The following is a 21616-nucleotide window of genomic DNA, read 5'->3' as shown; positions in this document are numbered from 1 at the left end:
CTGGCTATACGTGTTGCGCAACGGGCTCCCTCTTACCGGAGGGATTCGCTACTGTGTACGAGCGAGCCGGCTGGTTACCGGTCGCCCGTGTCGATGACGACAAGTTCCCGTTCTTCTCCTGATCCGAGTTGCGGGTGGCTTGCGTTCCTCTCGACACCCGCATGCCCTCGGCTTCGGCCGGGGGCATGTCGCGTGTCGGCCTGCTTGCCCTGTGTGCAATTTCGGCAGGATGATCGTCCTGCTAACACGGATACTGCTAACGTGAGAGTGTCTCGCGTAGTCGGATCAGGTATGCGAGCCAGACGAGCGGGTCCCTCGCCGGGGGTGAGCCGCTTTGTCATGCCGGCCTCCTCGTGCCGGGTCGCCGTGATCGCTGCCAGGCGGTGTCGATTGTTACTGCCACGAGGGCACCCGCCGCGTAGCCCAGCAGGTCGGTCGCGACGAACGTGCTGCCGAGCACCCATCGAGACAGGGGCGCCACCCGCGCTACGGCGTCGGGCAGGCCGGAGAGCTGCAACACCTCGACGATCGACGATACGACGAACGCGACAACTGCGAGGCCGACGCCGGGCGACCGCGGCAGCACGAGCGCCGCCAACACGAAGAGGAGGGCGGTGTAACAGGCCGACCCGAGCAGATCCCCGGGCAGCCCCGGCACGATCAGCTTCGCGAAAACCCCGACAATCACGACGAGGATCCCTGCCGTCACCATCCCCAGCCGCGATCGAGATGTCATACCCCGATCGTCCCGTCCCGCCGCACGGTTCGCGTCGTGCGCCGGGTTGATAGATGACCGACGTCAGTATCGATCTGCGATCGTTGCGATCGGCACTACAGCCGGTTTGCCCGCGGGGTTGAAGACGACACCGGCTTGACCGTCCTCCCGCGCAGACCGGGCGATGTTTGCAAAACCGGTCGGTTGAGCGTCGAGGTCGGGCGCCCAGGCCCAGACTTCCGCGGGAGACGTGAACGCCGGGTGGTAGATGCTGCCGTCAGGGCCCTTGAGGGCCGGGACCGTGATGGTCTCGACCTCGCCCTTGTCGTCTCTCCGTGCGGAGAGACCGACGAAGACCACCGGAGCGGCTTCAGCACGGTCGATAATCTCCTCGACCGGGCTGCCCGCCACAATGGCGGTCTTCAAGATCTCGTTGACGCCGGCTTCATCGGTGAGTCCGCGGCGGATCTCGTCGGCATACGCGATGAAGACCGTCTCGGGCGAACCTGGGTCGATCGCGATCCCGTCGTACGTGGTCGCAGCCATCTGGAGTGTGGCCGATGCGGGCTGACCGAGCGAAAGCGGAGGGGTGGTCGCTCCTCCGTTCTGCCGGTACACCGCCAAGCGGTCGTTGTCCGTGAACGCCACAAGAAGCCGCTTGCCCGCGTTGTCGACTTGCGTTCCGATGGCGAGGGTGTCGCCTTTCGCGAACGGGGCTGCTTTATCGGCGATCTCCGACCCCGAGGCGTCGAGGAGTAGATCGCCGGTGGCGCACTGACGCAATACGGCGTACATCGTCTGCGCATTTTGGCTGGTACTCCACGGCCGGAGCGCGTCTTGCACCAAGCGGTTGACGACCAAGCTGCTTCCCCCGGAAGTCACGCTCGGCTGCGTGCTGTCCGCCGCCCCCGCGTCGTTCGTTGTTACGTCGTCCTTCTTGCTTTTCCTCGAAAAGATCCCCATATTTCGACGCTACCAGCGGGTGTTCACTCTGACGCTCGACGTGCGTCTGTTTCGTGTGCCTGACATGTGGCCCAAGACCGGGCGAACGCAGCGGCGTGGCTGAATGCTCGTTCCACGGCCGGTCGTCCGTGCCGAAACGCCGATCACTGACGTTGATGCATAGACAGGCTCCACGTGGCGATCAGAGCGATCGCGGACGCGAAGGCGTCGAGGTGCGGTCGATTGAGAAACGCGTGGTGCGTGCCCGGAAGTACGTGGTGCTCGACGTCGACTCCGGTGCTGCGGAGCTCGCGAGCAAAGAGGTCGCCTGATGCGCGCATGTTGTCGTGTTCCGCGTTGATCACGAGGGTCGGCGGAAAGCCGGTCAGGTCATGGCCACCCGCGAAAGCCAGTCGGTTCGCCAGCGCATCCCTCGAGCCGGCGTAGTTGCGATTCATGAGGTCCAACGCCCACGGTGCGTGCGTGATCCGGCGGTGCCCCTGAGATCGCGCCCGGTCATCTTGTGGGCGCTCATGGGTGGCGTGGAAGAAGCCGTAGGCGAAGACGGCGCCTGCCGGACGAAACCCCTCATCGAGGGTCTGGAGGGTTGCAGCCGCCGCGAGGCAGGCACCCGCGCTGGCTCCACCGAGGATCACCCCCGACGGCGACGCACAAGCCACTGCGCGGTAGGCGGTGACGACATCGTTGAGAGCGTCGGGGAATCGGCCGCGTGCCCGCCCAGCGCCCGATTTCGCCCAAGTCATCCCGGGAGGCGGCGAGAGGCGGTACCCCGTGGTAGCGACAGTCAGCCCGTGTCTCGCGAGCGAGTCCGCGACATCGTGGGCCTCCGGTTGCGCGGGGCTTCCTCGAAAGAATCCGCCGCCGTGCAGCCAGAGCAAGCTGGGTCCAGCTGAAGCGTCGCCGTCCGACGGCGTGTACCAGCGGAGCGAGGTGGCGTCAGGTCGCATGGTCACACTTGACCGTGATGCATGGGGGCAGCGCCGCGCGTCCATCTAGAGAGTGAACCGTAAGGCGGTTCACGTGGGCATCCGGGCAGGGCTCTCGCTCGCGCCGACTCCGCCTAAAAGTTCAGACCCGTGTTCGCTCCGCGACCGCGCGCGACGTCAGCGGACTCGTCCGCATCGGGCGATTCATCCCCGGCGCGGCGCCCACGCCCGGGTTCGGCTGCGAGGTCGACTTGCGCCTGCCGGCGTCGGCGCATGCCGAGGAAAAGAACCACGACGATGGCTGCCGCGAGGATCACCAGGACAGCCAGAACGATGAGTGCAGAGAGCATTCTGTGACAGTAGAACCGACCCGGTAGTTGCGAAAGATAGCGAGTGTCCGGTTTGTCAGAAATTCACCCACGTCGCCACCAACTAGCTCAGAGAGCGTGGGCGACGGCCGGTCGCCACATAGCCATCGGTTGACCCGAGGGGAGCCCTCGAATGGTGCCGAACTCGACAAAGCCGAACCGGCGGTAGAGAGCACGGTTCCTCTCCGTCGATGACTCGAGGTACGCGCCGAATGGACCGCCGCGGCGAACATACGGTGGTCGGCTCCGACCGTTCAGGTCGCATCGTTGCTGATCGCCGTGGCTGACGGCATCAGCACGTCATGGCTCGCCGATCGCGACGACCAGGCGGCCCGTGACGCCGTCACCCTCGGGGCCAGGGCAATCGCCTCTCTTGTTGATACGGCTGAGCAGTAAGGGAGCGAATGGACCAGAAGGCTTCGGTTTCGTCTACTCGAGGCCGAAGTGGTGTAAGTAGTCACTTGGGCTGCCAGCCCCACCGAAAAAAATGACCTGGCTGAGGGCGCCGATGTCTCTCTGAAGGGCCCCGGCCGCCCTGAGCCCGTCAGACCTCGTTTCGGCATCGCCGAACGGCGAGCCAACGCGCTCCGTCAAATTGCGCCATCTGATGATGGCCCTGGCTGTTCTCTCCCGACCGCCGGCTGACGCTGTTGTGATGCTCCGTGCGCGGCCACCGGTGTACTGCTCCAGCGATGTTCCGGGAGAACCAGAGGCCACCACGAGCGCGTCGCTCAGGTTGGGGAACAGGTCGACGCCTTCTCCGGCACCGCACCAGACGTGGGTCTCGTCTCCGAGTTCGTCCTGGACTCGAGCCGCGAGGTCGAAAGCCTCGGCGCGATGGTGGTCGTGTATCTCGGCGGAGGGAAAGCGGAATCCCGATCCGGCGATGGCGTCGAAGACGTCGTTCCAGACTTCGAGGTCACGGCGAAGGCCCGCGCTGAGCCCTAGCTCCCCTGCGTCGGCTAGCCCGATTTTGTCGTTTGAGAGGCGAAACCACAGGGGCGAGTCTTCGACCTAGTACTCCGCCATTACGAGAATGACGTGGCTCACCATGGATCGACATTAGCGTCGCTGGCACTTATCCAGGGCTGAGGCGGAGTCTCCACGGTTGGCGGGTGCAACCCGTCAGGCCGCGGCCTGGCGAAGACGCCGACCCAGCACGACAGCCCGAGCTGTCGCGAGGATGACGACGACGGATCCGACGATTCCCACGACGAGGGCGGCCGTCGCTCCGATCGCCGGGCCGGTCGTGCACGAGCTCTCGCCCTGACCCGGGGCGGCGTCGAGGCACGAGCCTCCCTGTAAGACAAAAGCGAAGAAGACCGTGACGAGAGCCACGAGGACTGCCACGCTGATCCAACCGACGACCCTAGACATTCCCCCGGAAGTGTTCATGCCCGATCGTAGCTCTGGAGGGCAACGAACGGGAGGGGGAGTGCGGTGCCCCGGATCCTGGGTTAGTTGCTGATTCGTTCCTGTGAAGCGCGACGAACGTGGCCGAGCGCCGCATCGATGAGTTCGCCGGCAGCTGTGGCGTCGACCCGGACGATAGCCATCGCGGCGAAGACGAGGCCGGTGCAGGTGGTGGCAAGAGTCTTCTGCTCGGCGGCGTCGAGATCGGTGCGACGGGCGGCGACCCCGGTCGTGATCGCCGAGCGGAGGCTGTCGCAGTAGGCAGCCACGACGGTCTGCAGGGCCTCCTCGCGGCCGAGGGGAGAGCCGGTCGCATTGAGCAGCAGGCAGCCGTTGGCAGCGAGGGCTGTGTGCCCCTCCGTCATCGCGGCGCGGAGGCCGAGGAGGTAGGTCTCAAGAGCTCCAACCTCGACGACGTCCGCACGCAATGGAACAAGGCGAGGCCGAATGACCTCGTCGAGATAGCTCTCGACTGCCGCGTCGAACAGGCCGCGCTTGCTGCCGAACGAGTGGTAGATGCTCGACCGGTTGAGGCCGGTGGCGCGCTCGAGGTCGGGCAGGGCGGTGTCTTCATAACCGTGATCCCAGAAGACCTGGCGTGCTGAACGAGCGACCTCGGCTTCGGTGAAGGTTCGAGTGCGACCCATGCTCTGCTCCTCGGGGTTGATCTGGACTGACCGTTTCAGTATATAGTGAAACGGTCAGTTCAATTCAGGAGGCTCTCGTGCTCGTCGTATCCATCGTGTTCGCGGCCCTGGCCGCTGCCCTGCACGTCTACATCTTCTGGATGGAGTCGCTCGCGTGGCGTGGTCCCCGAGCTCGCGCGACCTTCGGCCCGGCCACAGAGGCCGAGGTCGAAACGACGGCACCGCTCGCCTTCCACCAGGGCTTCTACAACCTGTTCCTCGCCGCGACCACCGTGATCGGCATCGTGTTCGCTCTCGCGTCGTCGTCGGCGATCGGCGAGGCGCTGATCCTGGTCGGCACCGGCTCGATGCTCGCGGCAGCGCTCGTCCTGTTCGTCTCGACACCCGGCAAGCGCCGGGCGGCCGTCACCCAGGGCGCCTTCCCGCTAATCGCCGTCGTCACAACCGTGATCGCCCTGAACGGCTAAAAGCCCGACCCACCGTCCCACGAACACCCCACAGAAAGTCGAGAACGCCATGCGCGCAGTCATACACCCCACATTTGGAGAGCCCTCCGAGATCCTCACGGTCGAAGAGGTCCCGACGCCTCAGCCCGGCCCCGGCGAGGTGCGCGTCCGCACCCTCCTGTCGCCCATCCACAACCACGACCTCTGGACGATCCGCGGTACCTACGGCTTCAAGCCCGAGCTCCCGGCCCGCACCGGCACCGAGGCCGTCGGCGTGATCGACGCGCTCGGCGAGGGCGTCACCGGCGTCGAGGTCGGCCAGCGAGTCGCGACCGGCGGCACCTTCGGCGTGTGGGCCGAGTACTTCGTCGCCAAGGCGGCAGCGCTTCTGCCCGTCTCGGACGACATGTCCGACGAGGTCGCGGCACAGCTCGTCTCCATGCCCTTCAGTGCGATCAGCCTGCTCGAGTCGCTCGACCTCGCCGAGGGTGACTGGCTCGTGCAGAACGCCGCCAATGGCGCAGTCGGCCGCCTCGTCGCCCAGCTCGGAGCGGCCCGCGGCATCAACGTGATCGGCCTTGTCCGCCGTGCCGAGGGCGTCGACGAGCTGAAGGCCCAGGGCATCGGCAATGTCGTGGCAACGGATTCGGCCGACTGGCGCGACCGCGTGAAGGCGATCGTCGGCGACGCCCGGATCCTTGCCGGTGTCGACTCAGTCGGTGGCCCCGCGAGTGGCGAGGTGCTGTCGCTGCTCAGCGAGAACGGCACCCTCGTCGTGTTCGGCGCGATGCAGTCGCCCGTCATGCAGATTTCGTCGGGCGACGTGATCTTCAAGCAGGCGACGGTCAAGGGCTTCTGGGGCAGCACGGTCAGCACGAGCATGCCCGCCGCCCAGCGCGGTGCGCTCCTCGCAGAGCTGGTGCGCAGGATCCAGGACTCCACGATCACCCTCCCCGTCGAGGCCACCTACTCGTTCGAGGAGGCCCGCCAGGCCGCCGCCGCGAACTTCACTCCCGGTCGCGCCGGCAAGATCCTGCTGCGTCCGTAGTCTGCTGCGCCATTGAGTATGGGCGCCGCGAAAGCCGAACGGCCCGGGTCGATGAGACCCGGGCCGTTTCGCTTTTGTGTGGTGTCAGTCGTCGGAGACGGTGATCGTCACGTCGATGTTGCCGCGGGTGGCGTTCGAGTACGGGCACACCTGGTGGGCTGCGTCGGCGAGAGCCTGTGCCTCGTCGTGCGGGAGCTCGGGAATGACGACCTCGAGGGTGACGGAGAGGACGAAGCCGCCCTCGCCGTTCGGGTGCACGCTGACCTGGCTGCCGACGGAGGTGTCGGAGATCGCGACCTTGCGCATGCGGGCGACGCTCTGCAGAGCAGAGTGGAAGCAGGCGGCGTAGCCGGCGGCGAAGAGCTCTTCGGGGTTGGCAGCACCACCGGCGCCGCCCATCTCTTTGGGGATCGCGAGATCGAGGTCGACGGTGCCGCTGACCGTGGCGACGTGGCCGTTGCGGCCGGCGCCGGTCGAGAGTGCTTCGGCGGTGTAGATGCTGTCCATCAGGAGAGCCTTTCTGTGGGTGGTCGTGTTGCTCGGGTTGGCCGAACTCCGTTGTCCTCCACCCACCAGAGTGCCACGTGCACCACGTCACAATAGACGGGTAGTTCGAAGGAAAGGCGAGACGACGTGACTCGAATCCTGGTGGTCGACGACGATCCGCACATCGCTCTGGGCCTCGAGACGGCGCTGGAGGCGGAAGGGTACGAGGTCGCGGTCGCTGTGACCGGCCCGGAGGCTTTGTCGATGACGGCCTCGGCCGATCCCGATGCGCTGATTCTCGACCTGGGCCTGCCCGGCCTCGACGGTCTCGCCGTCTGCCGTACCCTGCGAGCAGCCGGCGACCGTCTGCCGATTCTCGTGCTGACCGCCCGCGACGATCCGCACGACCGGGTCGCGGGGCTCGATGCCGGGGCCGACGACTACCTCGGCAAGCCGTTCGACCTCGACGAGCTGCTGGCACGGGTGCGGGCTCTCGTGCGCCGCGTGACGCCGGAACCGCGAACCGCCCTCGTCGTCGGAACCCTGCGTCTCGACGAGCTCGACCGGGTGCTCGTCGACGGCGACTCACGCCTGCCGCTGACCCGCATCGAGACGGCGCTGCTGGCGCTGCTCTTCGACGATCCGCACCGCACCTTCGAACGCGAGCAGATCCTCGACCGGGTGTGGGAGCCCGGAGAGAGACCCCGATCGAACGCCCTCGACGTCTACATCAGCGGCCTGCGGCGAAAGCTCGAGGCCCTTGGTATGCCGAGGCTGGTGCACACGGTCCGGGGCATCGGCTACCGGCTGCTGCCGTGAGCGGCGTCGCGCGGCGGCTGCGTCGCCCCGGAACACTCCGTGCCCGTCTAGCCGGTGTGCTCGCCGTCACCGTCGCGCTCTTCGTGCTCGTGGTCGCCGGCGTCACCTACCTGCTCGTGGTGCACCAGCTGGAGCGCGGCCAAGACGTCGCGCTGCTACGTGAGGCGACGAGGATTCAACGGCTCGTCGACAGCAATGCCTCCGACCTGGCATCCGGCTCGGCGACCTGCCAATTCGCGAGCGAGCCGGCCTGTTCGCGAGTGGTCGACCCGGGTGCGCCCGTCGAGAGCGGCACGTCGCCCATGCGCGTCACCGACGAGGCTCGTGCCGTCGCCTCCGGCCAGAGCGGGGCGGAGTACTACACCGTGGCGGCGCCGACCGGGGGTGTGCGAGTCGTCGCCCTGCCAATCCGCGAGAGCGTTGCGGCGCCCGGTGGCGGGGCCGTTCTGGTCGGGGTGCCGACGAGCATGGTCGACCGGACGGCGGCCCGCGTCGGAACAGCGCTGCTCGTGCTCGGCCTCGTCGGCGTCGTGCTCTCGGGCGGCATCGGCTTCGCGGTCGCGACTGTCGGGCTCCGGCCTGTCCGGGCGCTCGCCGCCTCAGTCGACCGGGTGACAAAAAGCCGCAACCCGCGTGACGGCACTCTCCACAGCGACCGCGACGACGAGCTCGGTCGGCTGTCGCGCTCGTTCGACTCGATGCTCGACCAGCTCGCCGACGCACAGACCGCTCAGACGCAGCTCATCGCCGACGCGTCGCACGAGCTCCGGTCTCCGCTTACGTCGCTGCGCACGAACCTCGCTCTGCTCAACCGCGGCGACGCGATCGCCCCTGAGCGCCGTGAGCTGCTCCGCCGGTCGGTGCGCGACGAGCTGCTGTCGCTGCAGCTGCTCGTCGACGACCTCGTCGATCTCGCCCGGGGAGTCGAGCGCGAGACGGACGTGCACGACGTCGACGTCGCCGAGGTGTTCCGCACGGCTGCCGTGACGGCCGGGCGGCACTGGCCCAGCGCCCGCTTCGAGCTCGACGCGCCTGTACCCGTCGTCGTCGAGGGGGCGGAGGAGCGACTCGGCCGGCTGGCGAGCGTGCTGCTTGACAACGCGGGCAAATACGGCGGGGCGGGCGACGTCGAAGTGGAGGTTCGCGCCGAGCAGAGCGGCGGGGCCAGGATCCTGGTGTCCGATCGAGGCCCGGGAATCGCCGAGGCCGACCGCCGCCGGGTCTTCGACCGCTTCTTCCGGTCGGGCGCCGCACGCTCCCACCCCGGGTCGGGGCTCGGGCTCGCGATTGCGCACCAGATCGTCGTCGCGCACGGGGGAGCGATCGTGGCCGAGCCCCGGCGGGGCGCGGGCACGCGGATCGTGGTGTCGCTGCCGGGGACACCGGCTTCGCGCCGGGGCCCGGCCACTTAATTCTGGCCTCATGCGGGGCCTTCACCCTTGGGGGCGTGAGCCACTCCACCCTTCTCCGCGTCGTGATCGGCGCCGGCGGCACCGGCGGTCACATCTACCCCGGCCTCGCCACGGCCGACGCCCTCTGTCGCCTGTCGCCCGGCGCACGCGTCTCGTTTTCAGGAACCGCCCGCGGTCTCGAGACGACACTCGTGCCGGCGGCGGGCTACGACCTCGACCTCGTGCCGATGAAGCCGTTCGCGCGATGCTCCGACGCCCACCTCGCCGCGTTCCCGCTCCACCTCGGGCGCAGCGTCGCCCGAGCGGCCGCTCATCTTCGGCGCGAGCGGGTAGACGTGGTGGTCGGCATGGGCGGGTATGCGAGCGTCCCGGTGGTGCTGGCCGCCCGGATCCTCGGGATTCCTGCGATCGTGCACGAGTCGAACGCCGTGCCTGGGCGGGCCAACGTGCTCGCGGCGCGGTTCGTGCGGTCCATCGCGACCGGCTTCGACCCGCGCGACGCCCGCTGGTGCCGAGGTCGCGACGTGCGGCACATCGGCATCCCGGTCGCTCACGCGCTCGAATCCGTCGATGCGACGTCTCTTCGACCTCGGGCGCGCCGCGCGTTCGACGTGAGCGCCGATCAAAATCTCTTCATCGTGAGCGGAGGCAGCCTCGGAGCAAGCCGGCTCAACCGGGCCGCGGTTGAACTGGCCGGGCGGTGGGCGGCGCGCGACGACGTCCGCTTCGTGATCAAGGCGCGCCCCGACGACCGCGCCGAACTCGAGGCGACTCTCGCCCGCTCGGGTGGTTCCCGTATCGCGAGCATCGTCGCCCATATCGACGACATGGACCTCGCCTACGCCGCCGCCGACGCGATGGTGCTGCGCGCCGGCTCGGCCACGATTGCCGAACTCGAACTGCTCGGCACACCCGCCGTGCTCGTGCCCTACCCGCACGCTCCCGGTGATCATCAGACCCACAACGCCCGGGCTCTCGCCGAGACCGGTCGGGCCGTCGTCGTCGCCGACCGGGACCTCGACGCGCCGGCCCTCGCCGCGAGTCTCGACGCCCTGCCCGCGGCGTCGTCCGCTCGAGGTGCCGGTTCCGCCCCTGGCGCCGGCTCCGTTTCGGGTGCGGGTTCCGTTTCGGGCGCACGCCCCCTCCACGCCACCGCCGCCGAGTCACTCGCGCGGTGGGCCCTCGACCTCGCCGGACGCCCCGCCGAGACAGCCCCCTTCCACGCCCTCCAGAAAGCAGTCGCACGATGAACTACCTCGACCACTACGCCGGCATGACCGTCGTAGTCACCGGAGCCGAAGGCTTCATCGGATCCACGCTCGTCGACGAGCTCCTCTCGGCCGGCGCTCGGGTTCGCGCTCTCGTGCACTACAAGCCCTATGCCGAACGGGGGTTTCTGGCGCCGTACGCCGACGACGACCGCGTCGAGATCGTCGCGGGTGACGTGCGCGATCCCGGGCTCGTCGACTCGGTCGTCGCCGGCAGCTCGATCGTGTTCCACCTCGCGGCGCTGATCGGCATCCCGTACAGCTACGTGGCGCCCGACTCGTACGTGCAGACCAACGTCGTCGGCACTCACAACGTGCTCACGGCCTGCCGTCGCCACGGTGCGCGCCTCGTGCACACGTCGACCTCGGAGGTCTACGGCAGCGCCCGCGTCGCGCCGATCTCGGAGGAGCACGTGCTCCAACCGCAGTCGCCGTACTCGGCGTCGAAGATCGCGGCCGACGCGCTGGTGCTGTCGTACTGGCACAGCTTCGAGACGCCGGTAGCGATCTGCCGCCCCTTCAACACGTACGGGCCGCGCCAGTCGACGCGGGCTGTCATCCCGGCGATCCTCTCGCAGCTTCGAGCTGGTGCCGAAGAGATCCGTCTCGGATCCTTGTCTCCGACCCGCGATTTCACCTTCTCGACCGATACCGCTCGAGGGTTCCTCGCCGTCGGCGCCTCCGACGCGGCTCTCGGCCGCGCCATCAACCTCGGCACCGGCACCGAGGTGAGCATCGGCGACCTCGCGGCCCGGCTGATCACGGCTTCAGGATCCGACGCACGGATCGTCGCAGACGACACCCGCGTCCGCCCGAAAGGAAGCGAGGTCGATCGGCTGCTGTCCGACAACGCCCTCGCCCGCGAGCTTTGCGGCTGGGAACCGCTCGTGGGGCTGGACGAAGGCCTCGAACGCACGTGGGAGTGGACGACGGGTCGGCCGCCGGTGTCCGGGGCGTACGCGGTGTGATGGTCGGGGTGGCCTGCGAGGCCGGCGCTGGTCTCGGGGCGGCGGTCCGCTGGGGCTGTGGCAGCTGGGGTCGGGCATCTCGGTGAAGTCGTTTTGCGCGGCATCGAAGTGCTTACGGCCGAGCGAATCGAGTTTCATCCCAGCGGCTGATGGCCGGTGTCGGACGTCGGGTCTATCGTTTCGTCACGGGGGATTTACTCCACCAGGGCGAGCATGACCGGTGGCTCTGCAATACGGGCTACTGATGATCACTCTCCCGACACTGAGCCCGCCTCCTCGATGACGAGGGGGCGGGCTTTTTTTCTCGGTGGCGCGGCGGCGATCTCTGCTTTCGACCGCGTTTCCGTCACCCGACCGTGTTCTTTCGCGGTCTGGAGACGTTTTCTCGGTCGGTTCGATGACTCGGCCGGGGCCGACGCGTGCCCACCCGGACTCGGAACGCCCGTGGGGTCGCACCCTGCGCAAGTCACAGTTGATTCTGGAGTCAACGAAGCTTTTCGGAGGGGTACTTCCGTGAGCAGTGGCCAATTCGCCCTTCACGACCACGACCCGGTGGCACAAACCCCGAGGTGGTGGGCTTGTTCGCTTCCTGGCTGGATCTGCCCATGAGTCGGAGGTCGGGCACCGCTAACGGAGTACGGAAACGGCATGACCAGTAGCGGTAGCCGGGACTCCCTGTGGCGCAGTTGTGTCGGGAGGCCAGGGGCCCGGCAGGGGTCGATCGACGTTGGCTTGGGCGAGCCGCGAGCGGCGAGCCGCGAGCCGCTAGCGGGGCCGGTCGAAGCGCGCACCCTCGGGCTTCGAGGCGCTCGCGAGGTAGACGATCAGCAGAATGGGGCCGATCAGAGGGATGACGCCGAGAAAGAAGTACGGCCCGGGGTAGTTCGCATCGTGGAGGCGCCGCCAGGTGAGGGCGAGATACGGCAGGAAGAGCCCGAGACTGAGCACGACGAAAATGATCTGGAAGATGACCTTGACGGCCGTGAAGCCGGGGGGAGCCATCACGTTCTCGGCCATCGCCTGGTTGCCGAGCGAATTGGCGTTTATGACTCCGAAGATGATTCCGAGAATGCCGAAGATCGCGTAGAGCACCACGGCGACGAGCGAGTAGGCCAGAAAGAACCACCAGTATTCGCCCCGGCTGGCCCGCCCCGAGAAATCGGTGTACTTCGAGAACGGCCGCTTGACGGCGGCGAGAAGGCCGATTCCGTGCCAGGGAGCCCAGAGCGGCGGCTTCTCGCCCGGCTTCGACGGCTGCGGCTGCGGCTGCTGACCTGGCCGTTCGGGCTTCCGGGAGCCGCGAGGCGGCAAGTGCGACGACATGGTGTTCCCCTCGAACGTGTCTGTCTTTCGGGCCCCTGGCGACGGTGTCGGCGCTCAGAGGTCAATCGGAGCCTAGCGACAAACCAAATGTCGGAGGCCCGGAGTACTCCTGGAGCATGACCGATGCGACCGATCCTCTCGCGAACCTTCACCTCGTGCCCCTGGCAGGCAGCGAGCGACCGCCTGCCCCGGGCGTGCGTCCGGCGGCACTGTCTGCACGCACCGCCGACGAGATCGTCTGGGCGACACTCGTGCTGCGCCGTCGCACCGACGTTCCCGGCTCGCTGCTCAGCGGCGATCCGGTCGACCCCGCCACGTTCGCTGCCGAACACGGCGCCGATCCGGCCGACGTCGACCTCGTCGTGGCGACCCTCCAGCCTCTCGGTGTGACCATCCTCGCGGCCGACGCGCCGAGCCGACGCGTACGAGTGTTTGGGCCGTCGCGCGTGCTCCAGGCGGTCTTCGGCACGTCGCTCGAGATCGTCACGAGCGAGTCGCCCCAACTCGGCGGCGATCCGGCCGGCGTGGCGGCACCGCGGGTCGAACACCGCCAGCGGTTCGGCTCACTCAGCATTCCGGCCGCCCTCGACGGGATCGTCACAGCGGTGCTGGGGCTCGACGACAGGCCACAGGCACGGGCGCAGTTCCGGTTCAAGCCCGCGGCTGCTGCCGGATCCTCGTTCACACCCCTCGAGCTCGGCGATCTCTACAGTTTTCCCGAACAGACCGAAGGATCCCGCCAGACCATCGCCATCATCGAGCTCGGGGGCGGGTTCGCGCAGGCCGACCTCGACGCCTACTTCGCCGGGCTCGGCCTCGATGGGCCGAAGGTGACCGCGGTCGGAGTCGATGGCGCGACCAACGTGCCGGGCGGCGACCCGTCCGGCGCCGACGGCGAAGTGCTGCTCGACATCGAAGTCGCCGGGGCTCTCGCTCCGAAAGCCGACATCGTCGTCTACTTCGCGCCCAACACCGACGACGGCTTCGTCGACGCGGTGGCGACGGCCGCACACGCGACGCCGACTCCGACGGCCATGAGCATCAGCTGGGGCCAGAGCGAAGACCAGTGGACGGCGCAGGCGCGCGCCGCCTTCGACGACGCCCTCGTCGATGCGGCGGCACTCGGCGTGACCGTGACGGCCGCGGCGGGCGACAACGGCTCGAGCGACGGAGCGACCGATGGCGCCGACCACGTCGACTTCCCCGCAGCGAGCCCGCACGTGCTGGCCTGCGGCGGCACCAGCCTTCGCGCGACCGGTTCGACGATCGCCAGTGAGACCGTGTGGAACAACGGTGCTGGCCGCGGGGCCACCGGGGGCGGAGTCAGCCGAACGTTCGAGCGACCCGCCTGGCAGTCGGCGATCACTGCGCCCGGGGGAGGTCGGGGCGTGCCCGACGTCGCCGGCAATGCTGACCCGGCGACCGGGTACGAGGTGCTGGTCGACGGCGTCCGCTCGGTGATCGGCGGAACCAGTGCGGTCGCTCCGCTCTACGCTGCGCTCGCGGCCCGACTCGCCGAGTCTCTCGGTGCACCGCTCGGGCTCGTGCAGCCGAAGCTCTACGCGGCAGCCATGGCGTTCCGCGATATCACCGAGGGCGACAATGGCTCGTTCACCGCCACACCGGGTTGGGACGCCTGCACCGGGCTCGGGTCGCCGAACGGACGGGCACTCCTGCAGGCGCTCAGCCGGGGCCTCGGAGGGCGCGGGCACTCCGCCCGAGCGACGAATAGCATCGACGAATGACCGCCGCGAAGTCGTCTCTGCTCATCCTCGGTGCATCGGGCGACCTCGCCGCCCGGCTCCTCATGCCCGGTCTGGGGGAGCTGCTCACCCACGAGCCGTCACGCCGAGTGCAGCTGATCGGGTCGGGTGTCGAAGACCTGACCGACGCCGAATGGAAGAAGCGCGTGGGCGAATCGTTCGCGAGTTCAGGTGCTTCCGGCCCCTCCGTCGAAGCGGCCCTCGCGGCGACGACCTACATTCAGGCCGACGTGACGAGCGCCGACGGCCTGAAAACACTCCTCGCCGCCTGCGACCACACCACCGCGGTCTATTTCGCCCTCCCGCCGGCCATCACCGAGAAGGCCTGTCACCAGCTAGCCTCCCTAGAGCTGCCGAAGGGTCTCTCCCTGGCGCTCGAGAAGCCGTTCGGCACCGATGAGAAGAGCGCGATCGCACTCAACGCGCTGTTGCTCACCCTCGTACCCGAAGAGCGTATTCACCGCGTCGACCACTTCCTCGGTCGGGCCACCGTGCTCAACCTGCTCGGACTCCGGTTCGCCAACCGCCTCATCGAGCCAATGTTGACCAACCGCGACGTCGAGAGCATCGAGATCGTGTACGACGAGCAGCTCGCCCTCGAGAACCGCGCCCGCTACTACGACCACGCTGGCGCTCTGGTCGACATGATCCAGAGCCACCTCCTGCAGGTCATGGCCGTGCTGGTCATGGAGGCACCGGCGACTCTCGGCGCAGCCGACCTCCGCGATCAGAAGCAGCTCGCGCTCCGGGCCACCCACCTCTGGCACGACGACCCGACCACGAGCCGCCGCGCCCGCTACTCGGCCGGCACCATCGACGGTCGCAAGCTCCCCGCCTACAAAAACGAGGAGGGCGTCGACCCGTCGCTCGAGACCGAGACTCTCGCCGAGGTCGTCGTCGAGGTGCGCACCATGCGCTGGGCCGGCGTGCCGATCCGCCTCCGCTCCGGCAAGGCCCTCGCGTCGCATCGGCGCGAAATTTTGATTACGTTCAAGGCACCCGCCCACGTGCCGCCGGAGTTCCACACGCTCAAGACGGCCGACCGGCTCCGCATCTGTATCGCCCCCGACGTCATGAGCCTCGAGTTGAACGTGAACGGACCGGGCGACCCGTATGTCATCGACCGCGCCAGCCTCGAGGTCGACTTCAACCCCGGCGACCTGCCGGCCTACGGCGAAGTGCTCCAGGGAATCCTCGACGGCGACGCCTCGCTGTCGGTGCGAGGCGACGCGGCGGTCGAGGGCTGGCGGATCGTGGAGCCCGTGCTCGCGGCATGGCGCGATGGCTCGGTGCCTCTCGACGAGTACCGCGCCGGCAGCGACGGGCCGAAGGCGTGGCGCGCCTGACGGGTTGCCCTCGAGCTCCTTTGCAAATTTGAAGGAGATTTTCGCCGCGAGGCCCGCCGATCCGCCTCACTTGTCGGTTTCAGCCCCGCTTCTCCTTCAAATTCGAAGGAGTGCAGCTGCCGTTGCTCGGGCGACGAAGCAAGCACCACAATGGTCAGATGGTCTTTGACAGCACCCCCTCCGCGCACGAATCCGCCCCGCTTCCGATTGCCCTCGTCACCGGCGCGTCGCGGGGGATCGGCCGCGCGGTCGCCTTCGACCTGGGGCGAACGCACCACGTGATCGTGCAGGGGCGTGATCCCCGGGTGCTCGAGGAGTTGGCGGCCGAGCTGCCCTCCGCCTCCGTCTGGGCAGCCGCTCTCGACGGCGACGAATCACTCGACGGGTTTCTGGCCGCCGGGCCGACCGGCTCGCTCGAGTCGCTCGACGTGCTGGTTCACTCGGCCGGCGTCATCGGCGGTTCGACGGTCGAGCTCACACCGCGCGACGAGTGGCGCCGCATCCTCGAGGTCAACGTGGTCGCCGTCGCCGAGATCACGCGCCTCGCTCTTCCCGCCCTCCGTGCTGCGCAGGGAACGGTGATCGTCATCAACTCCGGGGCCGGATTCCGCTCGCAGGCGGCCGGCAGCCTGTACGCCGCGAGCAAGTTCGCCGTCCGGGCCTTCGCCGACGGGCTTCGTGAGGAGGAGCGATCGAACGGGGTGCGCGTCAGTTCGGTGCATCCCGGGGCGGTCGACACCGACATGCAGCGCGAGATGCAGCAGTCCAAGGGCAACTCCTACGACGCAGAGAGCTACCTCGCGGTCAGCGACATCGCCGACGCGGTTCGTCTCGTGGTCGACCTGCCACAGCGGGCCGTGGCCGAGACGGTCTCTGTCCGTCCGCTCGGACGAGGTTGACGCGTGGCGGAGACGTCGATGCCGACCACGACCCCGACCCCCGTGCCAGTGCCGACCCCGGTGCCCGCGCCCGTGCCGTCGAGCTTCCTCCTCCTGCACGGCTACGAGAACCACCGCCCGCCGAGCCACTGGCAACGCTGGCTGTCGCTCGAGCTGACCGCGCGGGGCCACGACGTTCGCTACCCGCAGCTTCCTGATCCCGATGCTCCCGACTTCGAGCGCTGGCGAGACGTCGCCCTGGCCAACCTCGCGACCCTCACCGAGGGCACGATCACGGTGGTCACCCACAGCGCGTCGACGATGCTCTGGCTGCGCGAGCAGACATCCGGGACGGCCCCGCAGATCGACCGAGTCGCGCTGGTGTCACCGGTGTCGGCGGACTTCTTAGAATCAGTACCCGAGCTCGCTGCCTTCGCCTGGCGCCCACCTGAAGGCGAGCACGAGGATCCTTCGGCTCGTCAGAGCGTCGGAGCCCCCGACGCGATCATCGTCGCGGGCGACGACGATCCGTACCGCCCCGAGGCGCTCGGCGCCGTTGCCGACGGGCTCGACGCTCGGCAGATCGTTCTCGCGGGTGCGGGCCACGTGGTGCCCGCGACCGGTTTCGGGCCCTGGCCGGAAATGCTGGCCTGGTGCCTCGGAGAGCCTGCTTTCGACTGACTCGTCGCCGATGAGGGCGTGCGGGGCCGAGAGTGCCCGAATCGGGCTCGGGCTCGACGCGAGGCGTCCATTCGAGCACGCTCGGCCCGGCACGCCTGCGCCGAATCGGCAGAACCGAAGGATCCGGCCGCCCCGCCGCTCAGCTCACGTGCACGTCGGGCCGTCGACCCCGATCGGACTCGGCCCGCCGCAACACCTCGCGCGTGACCGGTGCAACCTCGCCCACCCCCGTGATGAGGTAGCGCACCAGGTTGCGGAGCGGCGGAGCCTCGGTCCATTCGAAGTAGATATCGGGTACGACGCCGGTGACGTCGCGAATTTCGAGCAGGATCGTCGCGATCGTGTTCGGCACGTTGCCGCTCCGCACCTTGAGTACCCGGTAGCCGTGGAGGCTGTGCCCGTGCACCTCGAGGTCTTCTTCGAAGTTGGAGGAGTCGTCGGGGTAGACCTCGAGGAAGATGATGGGCGACCGCATCGGGATGCCGCTGGCCTTCCGCTCGTCGGCGAGTTTGGTCTTGTATTCGAGGCGACTTCCGTCGTCGGGTTCGTTGGCGACGATCCGGACGGCCCCGTATTCGTCGGCGTCTTCTTGCACGAACGACAGGGCGGCGTCGTCGAGCGACACGCTCGTGGCCCGCAGCTGGAACGAGCGGCGCACCCGCGAGAGCACGGATACGAGCAGCACGCCCACGATGAAGAGGGCGGCGATGCGCACACCCTCGGGCCGTTCGATCACGTTGAGCACGGTCGTGTAGGCGAAGACGGCCACGACCACGCCGAACCCGATGGCGCGTTTGCGCTGCTTCTTGTGGCGAGCAGAGAGGAATACCGCCACCGAGGCGGAGGTGATCAGCACGAGCACGCCGGTCGCGTAGGCGCCACCCTGCGCGTCGACGTTCGCCTCAAAGACGATCGTGATGAGGAACGCGATCGCCGTGAACACGAGCACGAGGGGCCGCACGGCAGCTGCCCACTGCGGTGCCATGCCGTAGCGAGGGAGGTAGCGCGGCACGAGGTTGAGGAGGCCGGCCAGCGCCGAGGCCCCGGCGAACCACAGGATCGTGATCGTCGAGATGTCGTAGACCGTGCCGAAGCCGTTGCCGAGGTAGTCGTGGGCCAGGTAGGCAAGCGCACGCCCGTTGGCGTCGCCCCCCGCCTGGAACTCTTTTTGCGGGATCAGCAGCGTCGTGACGATGCTCGACGTGATGAGGAACGTGCTCATGATGATCGCCGCGGTCGTCAGGAGCCTCTTGGCACCCTTGATGCGGCCGAGGGGCCGCTCGGGGGTGTCGCCCGGCGCGCCCGAGATCTGCGGCATGACGGCGACGCCGGTCTCGAAACCGGAGAGGCCGAGCGCGAGCTTCGGGAACACGAGCAGCGAGATGCCGATGATCGCCAGGGGATTGGCGTGCTGCGTGGTCAGCGCCTGCCACCAGTTGTCGACCACCTGCGGGTTCTCGCCGATGTGCACGAACGAGACGATCACAACGACCGCGTTCAAGAGCAGGTAGATGGCGACGAGCACGACCGCGATACCGATGGCCTCTTTGAAGCCGCGCAGAAATACCGCCGCCAGCAGCACGATCAAGAACAGCGTCAGCGGCACCTCAGCGCCGTGGAACCACTGCGGCGCGTAGGGGTTCTCGACCGCGTGGGCGGTGGCATCGGCGGCCGAGAGCGTCACGGTGATCATGAAGTCGGTCGCGGCGAAGCCGAGGAGGACGAGCACGAACAGCTTGCCGCCCCACCAGGGCAGAAGTCGCTCGAGCATGGCGATGGACCCGGACCCCTTGAAGCTCTCGCGGGCGACCCGTCGATAGACGGGCAAAGCGCCGAGCAGCGTCAGGAGTACCAGCACGATGGTCGCGAAGGGCGAGAGGAGACCCGCTGCGACGGCGGCGATGGCCGGTTGATAGCCGAGTGTCGAGAAGTAGTCGACGCCGGTCAGGCACATGACCCGCCACCACGAGTGCGTCTTCTCCGGCTTCTCGGCGTGCGGGCCCGGGTGGCTGCCGGACTGCTGCGTCAGCCCGTCGAGCAGCCACGCTCGAAAGGAGTGTCGGGGAGCGTTTTTCAGAGCGTCGGGCTCGAGCGCGGAGCTCTGCCCGGTGCTGTCGGTGGTGGTCACGGATCAGGTCTACTCGACGTTGGTGGATTCGGGTGGTGACACGACCGGGGAACCCTCGGCCCAGACCCCCGACGACCCGCGCCGATGGCTGTCGAGCAGGTGTGTGTCGACGATGCCGACGGCCTCCATCAGTGCGAACATCGTCGTCGGCCCGACGAAGCGGAACCCCTTCTTCTTCAACGCCTTCGACAGGGCCACCGACTCGGGCGAGGTCGTCGGCACTTCGGAGAACGTCGACGGCCTCGGAGTCTCGCTCGGGCTGAACGACCAGATGAAAGCGCCGAGACCCCCCTCGTCTCGGAGGGCGAGCGTGGCCCGGGCGTTGTCGATGGTGGCGTCGATCTTCAGCCGGTTGCGCACGATGCCGGCATCGGCCATCAACCGGGCACGATCGTCGTCGTCGAACGCCGCGACGACCTCGGGGTCGAAGTCGCGAAAGGCGAGACGGAACGCGGGGCGCTTCTTGAGGATCGTCGCCCACGACAGCCCCGACTGGAAGGCCTCGAGGCTCAACCGTTCGAAGAGACCCTGCTCGTCGCGGATCGGCATGCCCCACTCGGTGTCGTAGTACGACTGCAGCAGCCCGTCGGTCGCGGCCCAGCGCGGCCGAGACAGCCCGTCGGCGCCCAGAATCACATCGGTCATGGCGCGAGTTTAGGGTCGACCACAGACGCCGCCCGATTTGCGCGGCCCTGCACTGCACGGTCTACTTGAGCCATGCGCGAATCGCCGCCCTCGGAGCTATCTGCTCCGGTGGCGAACCCGGTCGCACCGCGCCCCCTCAACCCGGTGGCGTCGAGGGTCGACCTGCACCAGCACCTCATGCCCCCGACCTTCGTCGAAGCGCTCCGCGCGCGTCAGGCCCTGCCCCGCCTCGTCGACGACTGGACCCTCCTCACCGAGGGCGAGTCGCCGTATTCGATCAATCCGTCCTCCCACGACGTCGAGAACCGAAGGATCCGCGAGCTCGCCGAGGGAAAAGGCGATGTGCTCGTGTCACTGCCCGGCAACCTCCGCATCGAAGAGCTCCCGCACGACGACGCTCGCGACCTCATCGCCATCTGGCACCGGTCGGCCATCGCCCTCGGCGATCCGTTTCGCGTCTGGGCGGCGACGCCGCTCGTCGAATTCGATCTCGCTGGGCTCGAAGCGGTTCTCGCCGAGCCGCGGGTCGTGGGCCTGCAGATTCCGGCGACCAGTCTCGGATCCTCGTCTGACCTCGCTCGGCTCGAGCCGGTCCTGCGGCTCGTGGAGGCGGCCGGGAAACCCGTTCTCGTGCACCCGCGGCACATCGTGGCCGCGCCCGTGCAGGGCGTCCCCGCTGCGTCGACCGCCCCTCGGGCCGAGCAGCTCAAGACGGCGTGGCAGGTCTGGTCGGACGGCGGTCACGAGCAGCACCCCGCACTGCGGATCGGCTTCATCGCCCTTGCCGGGCTTGCGCCGCTCGCGCAGGCGGCGGCGGCGACGCGAGGAGGCCGACCGCCCAAGGCCGACCCCAACGTCTTCTACGAGACGAGCGCCTACGACGAGCGCGCGATCGACGCGATGGCCCGCATCGTCGGGGTGACGCCGCTCGTGCACGGGTCGGATCGGCCGTTCCGCCAGCCGCGCGATCCCGAGCTCGGACGCCGGTTCAATCACGCCGTCTTCTCGCGCAATCCGCGGGCGTTCCTGACCGGGCAGCCCGGCTGACGGGCGGTACTGCTGGCGGGCGGGTTTGCTTGCGGGAGCCCCTCAGCGGGTCTCGAAGTCGGACGCTCCCGTGGGATCCTGCTCGTCGATCTCGACGCTGACGACCCGTGCGCCCGACGGACCACCGTCGCGGAGCCAGGTCAGCAGCTTCTCGACGTCGTGGGGCTCACCCTCGACCTCCACCTCGACCCGGCCGTCGGGGAGGTTGCGGACGAACCCTGCGACGCCGATGCGATCGGCTTCTCCTTCGGTCGAGAAGCGGAATCCCACGCCCTGGACGACGCCCGAGACGAGAGCGCGGCGACGAATGACATCGATCATTTCTC

Annotated in this window: 23 protein-coding genes; 12 read left to right on the top strand and 11 right to left on the bottom strand. The window is 68.3% G+C overall.

The window, feature by feature from the left end; translation table 11 throughout:
- Positions 1–337 precede the first annotated feature (337 nt).
- The 4 genes from ITJ49_RS07995 to ITJ49_RS07980 all read right to left on the bottom strand — a co-directional run bounded on the left by ITJ49_RS07995 (position 338) and on the right by ITJ49_RS07980 (position 2954).
- A complete protein-coding gene (locus tag ITJ49_RS07995; protein WP_194603707.1) occupies positions 338–736 on the bottom strand; it encodes a DUF2809 domain-containing protein in 399 nt (132 codons plus the stop codon).
- A gap of 63 nt (positions 737–799) precedes the next feature.
- Positions 800–1678, bottom strand: a complete 879-nt coding sequence (locus tag ITJ49_RS07990) for an SseB family protein (protein WP_228514194.1) — start codon at positions 1676–1678, stop codon at positions 800–802.
- A 143-nt stretch (positions 1679–1821) separates the two neighbouring features.
- Entirely contained in the window at positions 1822–2625 is an 804-nt protein-coding gene (locus tag ITJ49_RS07985) for an alpha/beta hydrolase (protein WP_194603702.1), read from the bottom strand.
- 113 nt (positions 2626–2738) lie between these two features.
- Positions 2739–2954 (bottom strand): hypothetical protein, encoded by a 216-nt coding sequence (locus ITJ49_RS07980; RefSeq protein ID WP_194603698.1) that lies wholly within the window; start codon positions 2952–2954, stop codon positions 2739–2741.
- Positions 2955–3749: 795 nt separating this feature from the next.
- Between ITJ49_RS07980 and ITJ49_RS07975 the strand changes: the two genes are divergently transcribed.
- On the top strand, positions 3750–3920 hold the full coding sequence (locus ITJ49_RS07975; RefSeq protein WP_194603695.1) for a hypothetical protein: 171 nt from the start codon (positions 3750–3752) through the stop codon (positions 3918–3920).
- Between the two features lie 177 nt (positions 3921–4097).
- Here the strand turns inward: ITJ49_RS07975 and ITJ49_RS07970 are convergent, their stop codons facing one another.
- Together ITJ49_RS07970 and ITJ49_RS07965 are read right to left on the bottom strand one after the other, a co-directional pair.
- Complete coding sequence (locus ITJ49_RS07970) at positions 4098–4367, bottom strand: hypothetical protein (RefSeq protein WP_194603692.1); 270 nt, start codon at positions 4365–4367, stop codon at positions 4098–4100.
- A 62-nt stretch (positions 4368–4429) separates the two neighbouring features.
- The gene (locus ITJ49_RS07965) at positions 4430–5032 is read right to left on the bottom strand and encodes a TetR/AcrR family transcriptional regulator (RefSeq protein WP_194603689.1); all 603 of its coding nucleotides are present in this window, start codon (positions 5030–5032) and stop codon (positions 4430–4432) included.
- Positions 5033–5109: 77 nt separating this feature from the next.
- Between ITJ49_RS07965 and ITJ49_RS07960 the strand changes: the two genes are divergently transcribed.
- Both ITJ49_RS07960 and ITJ49_RS07955 read left to right on the top strand, forming a co-directional pair.
- On the top strand, positions 5110–5499 hold the full coding sequence (locus ITJ49_RS07960) for a DUF1304 domain-containing protein (protein ID WP_194603686.1): 390 nt from the start codon (positions 5110–5112) through the stop codon (positions 5497–5499).
- A 49-nt stretch (positions 5500–5548) separates the two neighbouring features.
- Entirely contained in the window at positions 5549–6526 is a 978-nt protein-coding gene (locus tag ITJ49_RS07955) for a zinc-binding dehydrogenase (protein ID WP_194603683.1), read from the top strand.
- 84 nt (positions 6527–6610) lie between these two features.
- On the opposite strand, the gene ITJ49_RS07950 is transcribed toward ITJ49_RS07955, so the two are convergent.
- On the bottom strand, positions 6611–7033 hold the full coding sequence (locus ITJ49_RS07950; RefSeq protein ID WP_055959764.1) for an organic hydroperoxide resistance protein: 423 nt from the start codon (positions 7031–7033) through the stop codon (positions 6611–6613).
- Positions 7034–7159: 126 nt separating this feature from the next.
- Between ITJ49_RS07950 and ITJ49_RS07945 the strand changes: the two genes are divergently transcribed.
- The 4 genes from ITJ49_RS07945 to ITJ49_RS07930 are packed head-to-tail and all read left to right on the top strand — an operon-like array spanning position 7160 to position 11479.
- Positions 7160–7831, top strand: coding sequence for a response regulator transcription factor (locus ITJ49_RS07945; protein WP_194603680.1), 672 nt, complete (start codon positions 7160–7162; stop codon positions 7829–7831).
- The gene (locus ITJ49_RS07940; protein ID WP_194603677.1) at positions 7828–9243 is read left to right on the top strand and encodes a HAMP domain-containing sensor histidine kinase; all 1416 of its coding nucleotides are present in this window, start codon (positions 7828–7830) and stop codon (positions 9241–9243) included. Before ITJ49_RS07945 ends, ITJ49_RS07940 begins: the two co-directional genes overlap by 4 nt.
- A gap of 35 nt (positions 9244–9278) precedes the next feature.
- Positions 9279–10493 (top strand): glycosyltransferase, encoded by a 1215-nt coding sequence (locus ITJ49_RS07935; RefSeq protein ID WP_370544418.1) that lies wholly within the window; start codon positions 9279–9281, stop codon positions 10491–10493.
- Positions 10490–11479: a GDP-mannose 4,6-dehydratase gene (locus ITJ49_RS07930; RefSeq protein WP_194603673.1), complete on the top strand. Its 990-nt coding sequence runs from the start codon at positions 10490–10492 to the stop codon at positions 11477–11479. The genes ITJ49_RS07935 and ITJ49_RS07930 overlap by 4 nt, the downstream gene beginning before the upstream one ends.
- A 765-nt stretch (positions 11480–12244) precedes the next feature.
- On the opposite strand, the gene ITJ49_RS07925 is transcribed toward ITJ49_RS07930, so the two are convergent.
- The gene (locus ITJ49_RS07925) at positions 12245–12802 is read right to left on the bottom strand and encodes a DUF805 domain-containing protein (protein ID WP_194603670.1); all 558 of its coding nucleotides are present in this window, start codon (positions 12800–12802) and stop codon (positions 12245–12247) included.
- 116 nt (positions 12803–12918) lie between these two features.
- Between ITJ49_RS07925 and ITJ49_RS07920 the strand changes: the two genes are divergently transcribed.
- From ITJ49_RS07920 to ITJ49_RS07905, 4 genes are all read left to right on the top strand, one after another.
- The gene (locus ITJ49_RS07920) at positions 12919–14547 is read left to right on the top strand and encodes a S53 family peptidase (RefSeq protein ID WP_194603667.1); all 1629 of its coding nucleotides are present in this window, start codon (positions 12919–12921) and stop codon (positions 14545–14547) included.
- On the top strand, positions 14544–15911 hold the full coding sequence (locus ITJ49_RS07915; protein ID WP_194603664.1) for a glucose-6-phosphate dehydrogenase: 1368 nt from the start codon (positions 14544–14546) through the stop codon (positions 15909–15911). The genes ITJ49_RS07920 and ITJ49_RS07915 overlap by 4 nt, the downstream gene beginning before the upstream one ends.
- Before the next feature lie 158 nt (positions 15912–16069).
- Positions 16070–16810, top strand: coding sequence for an SDR family oxidoreductase (locus tag ITJ49_RS07910; protein WP_194603661.1), 741 nt, complete (start codon positions 16070–16072; stop codon positions 16808–16810).
- 18 nt (positions 16811–16828) lie between these two features.
- Complete coding sequence (locus tag ITJ49_RS07905) at positions 16829–17470, top strand: alpha/beta hydrolase (RefSeq protein ID WP_194603657.1); 642 nt, start codon at positions 16829–16831, stop codon at positions 17468–17470.
- A gap of 139 nt (positions 17471–17609) precedes the next feature.
- Here the strand turns inward: ITJ49_RS07905 and ITJ49_RS07900 are convergent, their stop codons facing one another.
- The gene (locus ITJ49_RS07900; protein WP_370544417.1) at positions 17610–19598 is read right to left on the bottom strand and encodes an amino acid transporter; all 1989 of its coding nucleotides are present in this window, start codon (positions 19596–19598) and stop codon (positions 17610–17612) included.
- Between the two features lie 9 nt (positions 19599–19607).
- The gene (locus tag ITJ49_RS07895; protein ID WP_194603654.1) at positions 19608–20243 is read right to left on the bottom strand and encodes a DNA-3-methyladenine glycosylase I; all 636 of its coding nucleotides are present in this window, start codon (positions 20241–20243) and stop codon (positions 19608–19610) included.
- Between the two features lie 72 nt (positions 20244–20315).
- Between ITJ49_RS07895 and ITJ49_RS07890 the strand changes: the two genes are divergently transcribed.
- Positions 20316–21290 (top strand): amidohydrolase, encoded by a 975-nt coding sequence (locus ITJ49_RS07890; protein ID WP_228514193.1) that lies wholly within the window; start codon positions 20316–20318, stop codon positions 21288–21290.
- 42 nt (positions 21291–21332) lie between these two features.
- Here the strand turns inward: ITJ49_RS07890 and yccX are convergent, their stop codons facing one another.
- The gene (gene yccX / locus ITJ49_RS07885; protein ID WP_194603651.1) at positions 21333–21611 is read right to left on the bottom strand and encodes an acylphosphatase; all 279 of its coding nucleotides are present in this window, start codon (positions 21609–21611) and stop codon (positions 21333–21335) included.
- Between the last annotated feature and the right edge of the window lie 5 nt (positions 21612–21616).

The sequence above is a fragment of the Frondihabitans sp. VKM Ac-2883 genome (assembly GCF_015350875.1).
Lineage (GTDB): Bacteria > Actinomycetota > Actinomycetes > Actinomycetales > Microbacteriaceae > Frondihabitans.
This window is presented reverse-complemented; position numbering and strand designations above follow the sequence as displayed.

Coding starts and splice junctions, on each gene's coding strand:
- ITJ49_RS07995 (WP_194603707.1), bottom strand. CDS start 736: ATGACATCTCGATCGCGGCTGGGGATGGTGACGGCAGGGATCCTCGTC.
- ITJ49_RS07990 (WP_228514194.1), bottom strand. CDS start 1,678: ATGGGGATCTTTTCGAGGAAAAGCAAGAAGGACGACGTAACAACGAAC.
- ITJ49_RS07985 (WP_194603702.1), bottom strand. CDS start 2,625: ATGCGACCTGACGCCACCTCGCTCCGCTGGTACACGCCGTCGGACGGC.
- ITJ49_RS07980 (WP_194603698.1), bottom strand. CDS start 2,954: ATGCTCTCTGCACTCATCGTTCTGGCTGTCCTGGTGATCCTCGCGGCA.
- ITJ49_RS07970 (WP_194603692.1), bottom strand. CDS start 4,367: ATGAACACTTCCGGGGGAATGTCTAGGGTCGTCGGTTGGATCAGCGTG.
- ITJ49_RS07965 (WP_194603689.1), bottom strand. CDS start 5,032: ATGGGTCGCACTCGAACCTTCACCGAAGCCGAGGTCGCTCGTTCAGCA.
- ITJ49_RS07955 (WP_194603683.1), top strand. CDS start 5,549: ATGCGCGCAGTCATACACCCCACATTTGGAGAGCCCTCCGAGATCCTC.
- ITJ49_RS07950 (WP_055959764.1), bottom strand. CDS start 7,033: ATGGACAGCATCTACACCGCCGAAGCACTCTCGACCGGCGCCGGCCGC.
- ITJ49_RS07930 (WP_194603673.1), top strand. CDS start 10,490: ATGAACTACCTCGACCACTACGCCGGCATGACCGTCGTAGTCACCGGA.
- ITJ49_RS07925 (WP_194603670.1), bottom strand. CDS start 12,802: ATGTCGTCGCACTTGCCGCCTCGCGGCTCCCGGAAGCCCGAACGGCCA.
- ITJ49_RS07920 (WP_194603667.1), top strand. CDS start 12,919: ATGACCGATGCGACCGATCCTCTCGCGAACCTTCACCTCGTGCCCCTG.
- ITJ49_RS07915 (WP_194603664.1), top strand. CDS start 14,544: ATGACCGCCGCGAAGTCGTCTCTGCTCATCCTCGGTGCATCGGGCGAC.
- ITJ49_RS07910 (WP_194603661.1), top strand. CDS start 16,070: ATGGTCTTTGACAGCACCCCCTCCGCGCACGAATCCGCCCCGCTTCCG.
- ITJ49_RS07905 (WP_194603657.1), top strand. CDS start 16,829: ATGCCGACCACGACCCCGACCCCCGTGCCAGTGCCGACCCCGGTGCCC.
- ITJ49_RS07895 (WP_194603654.1), bottom strand. CDS start 20,243: ATGACCGATGTGATTCTGGGCGCCGACGGGCTGTCTCGGCCGCGCTGG.
- ITJ49_RS07890 (WP_228514193.1), top strand. CDS start 20,316: ATGCGCGAATCGCCGCCCTCGGAGCTATCTGCTCCGGTGGCGAACCCG.
- yccX (WP_194603651.1), bottom strand. CDS start 21,611: ATGATCGATGTCATTCGTCGCCGCGCTCTCGTCTCGGGCGTCGTCCAG.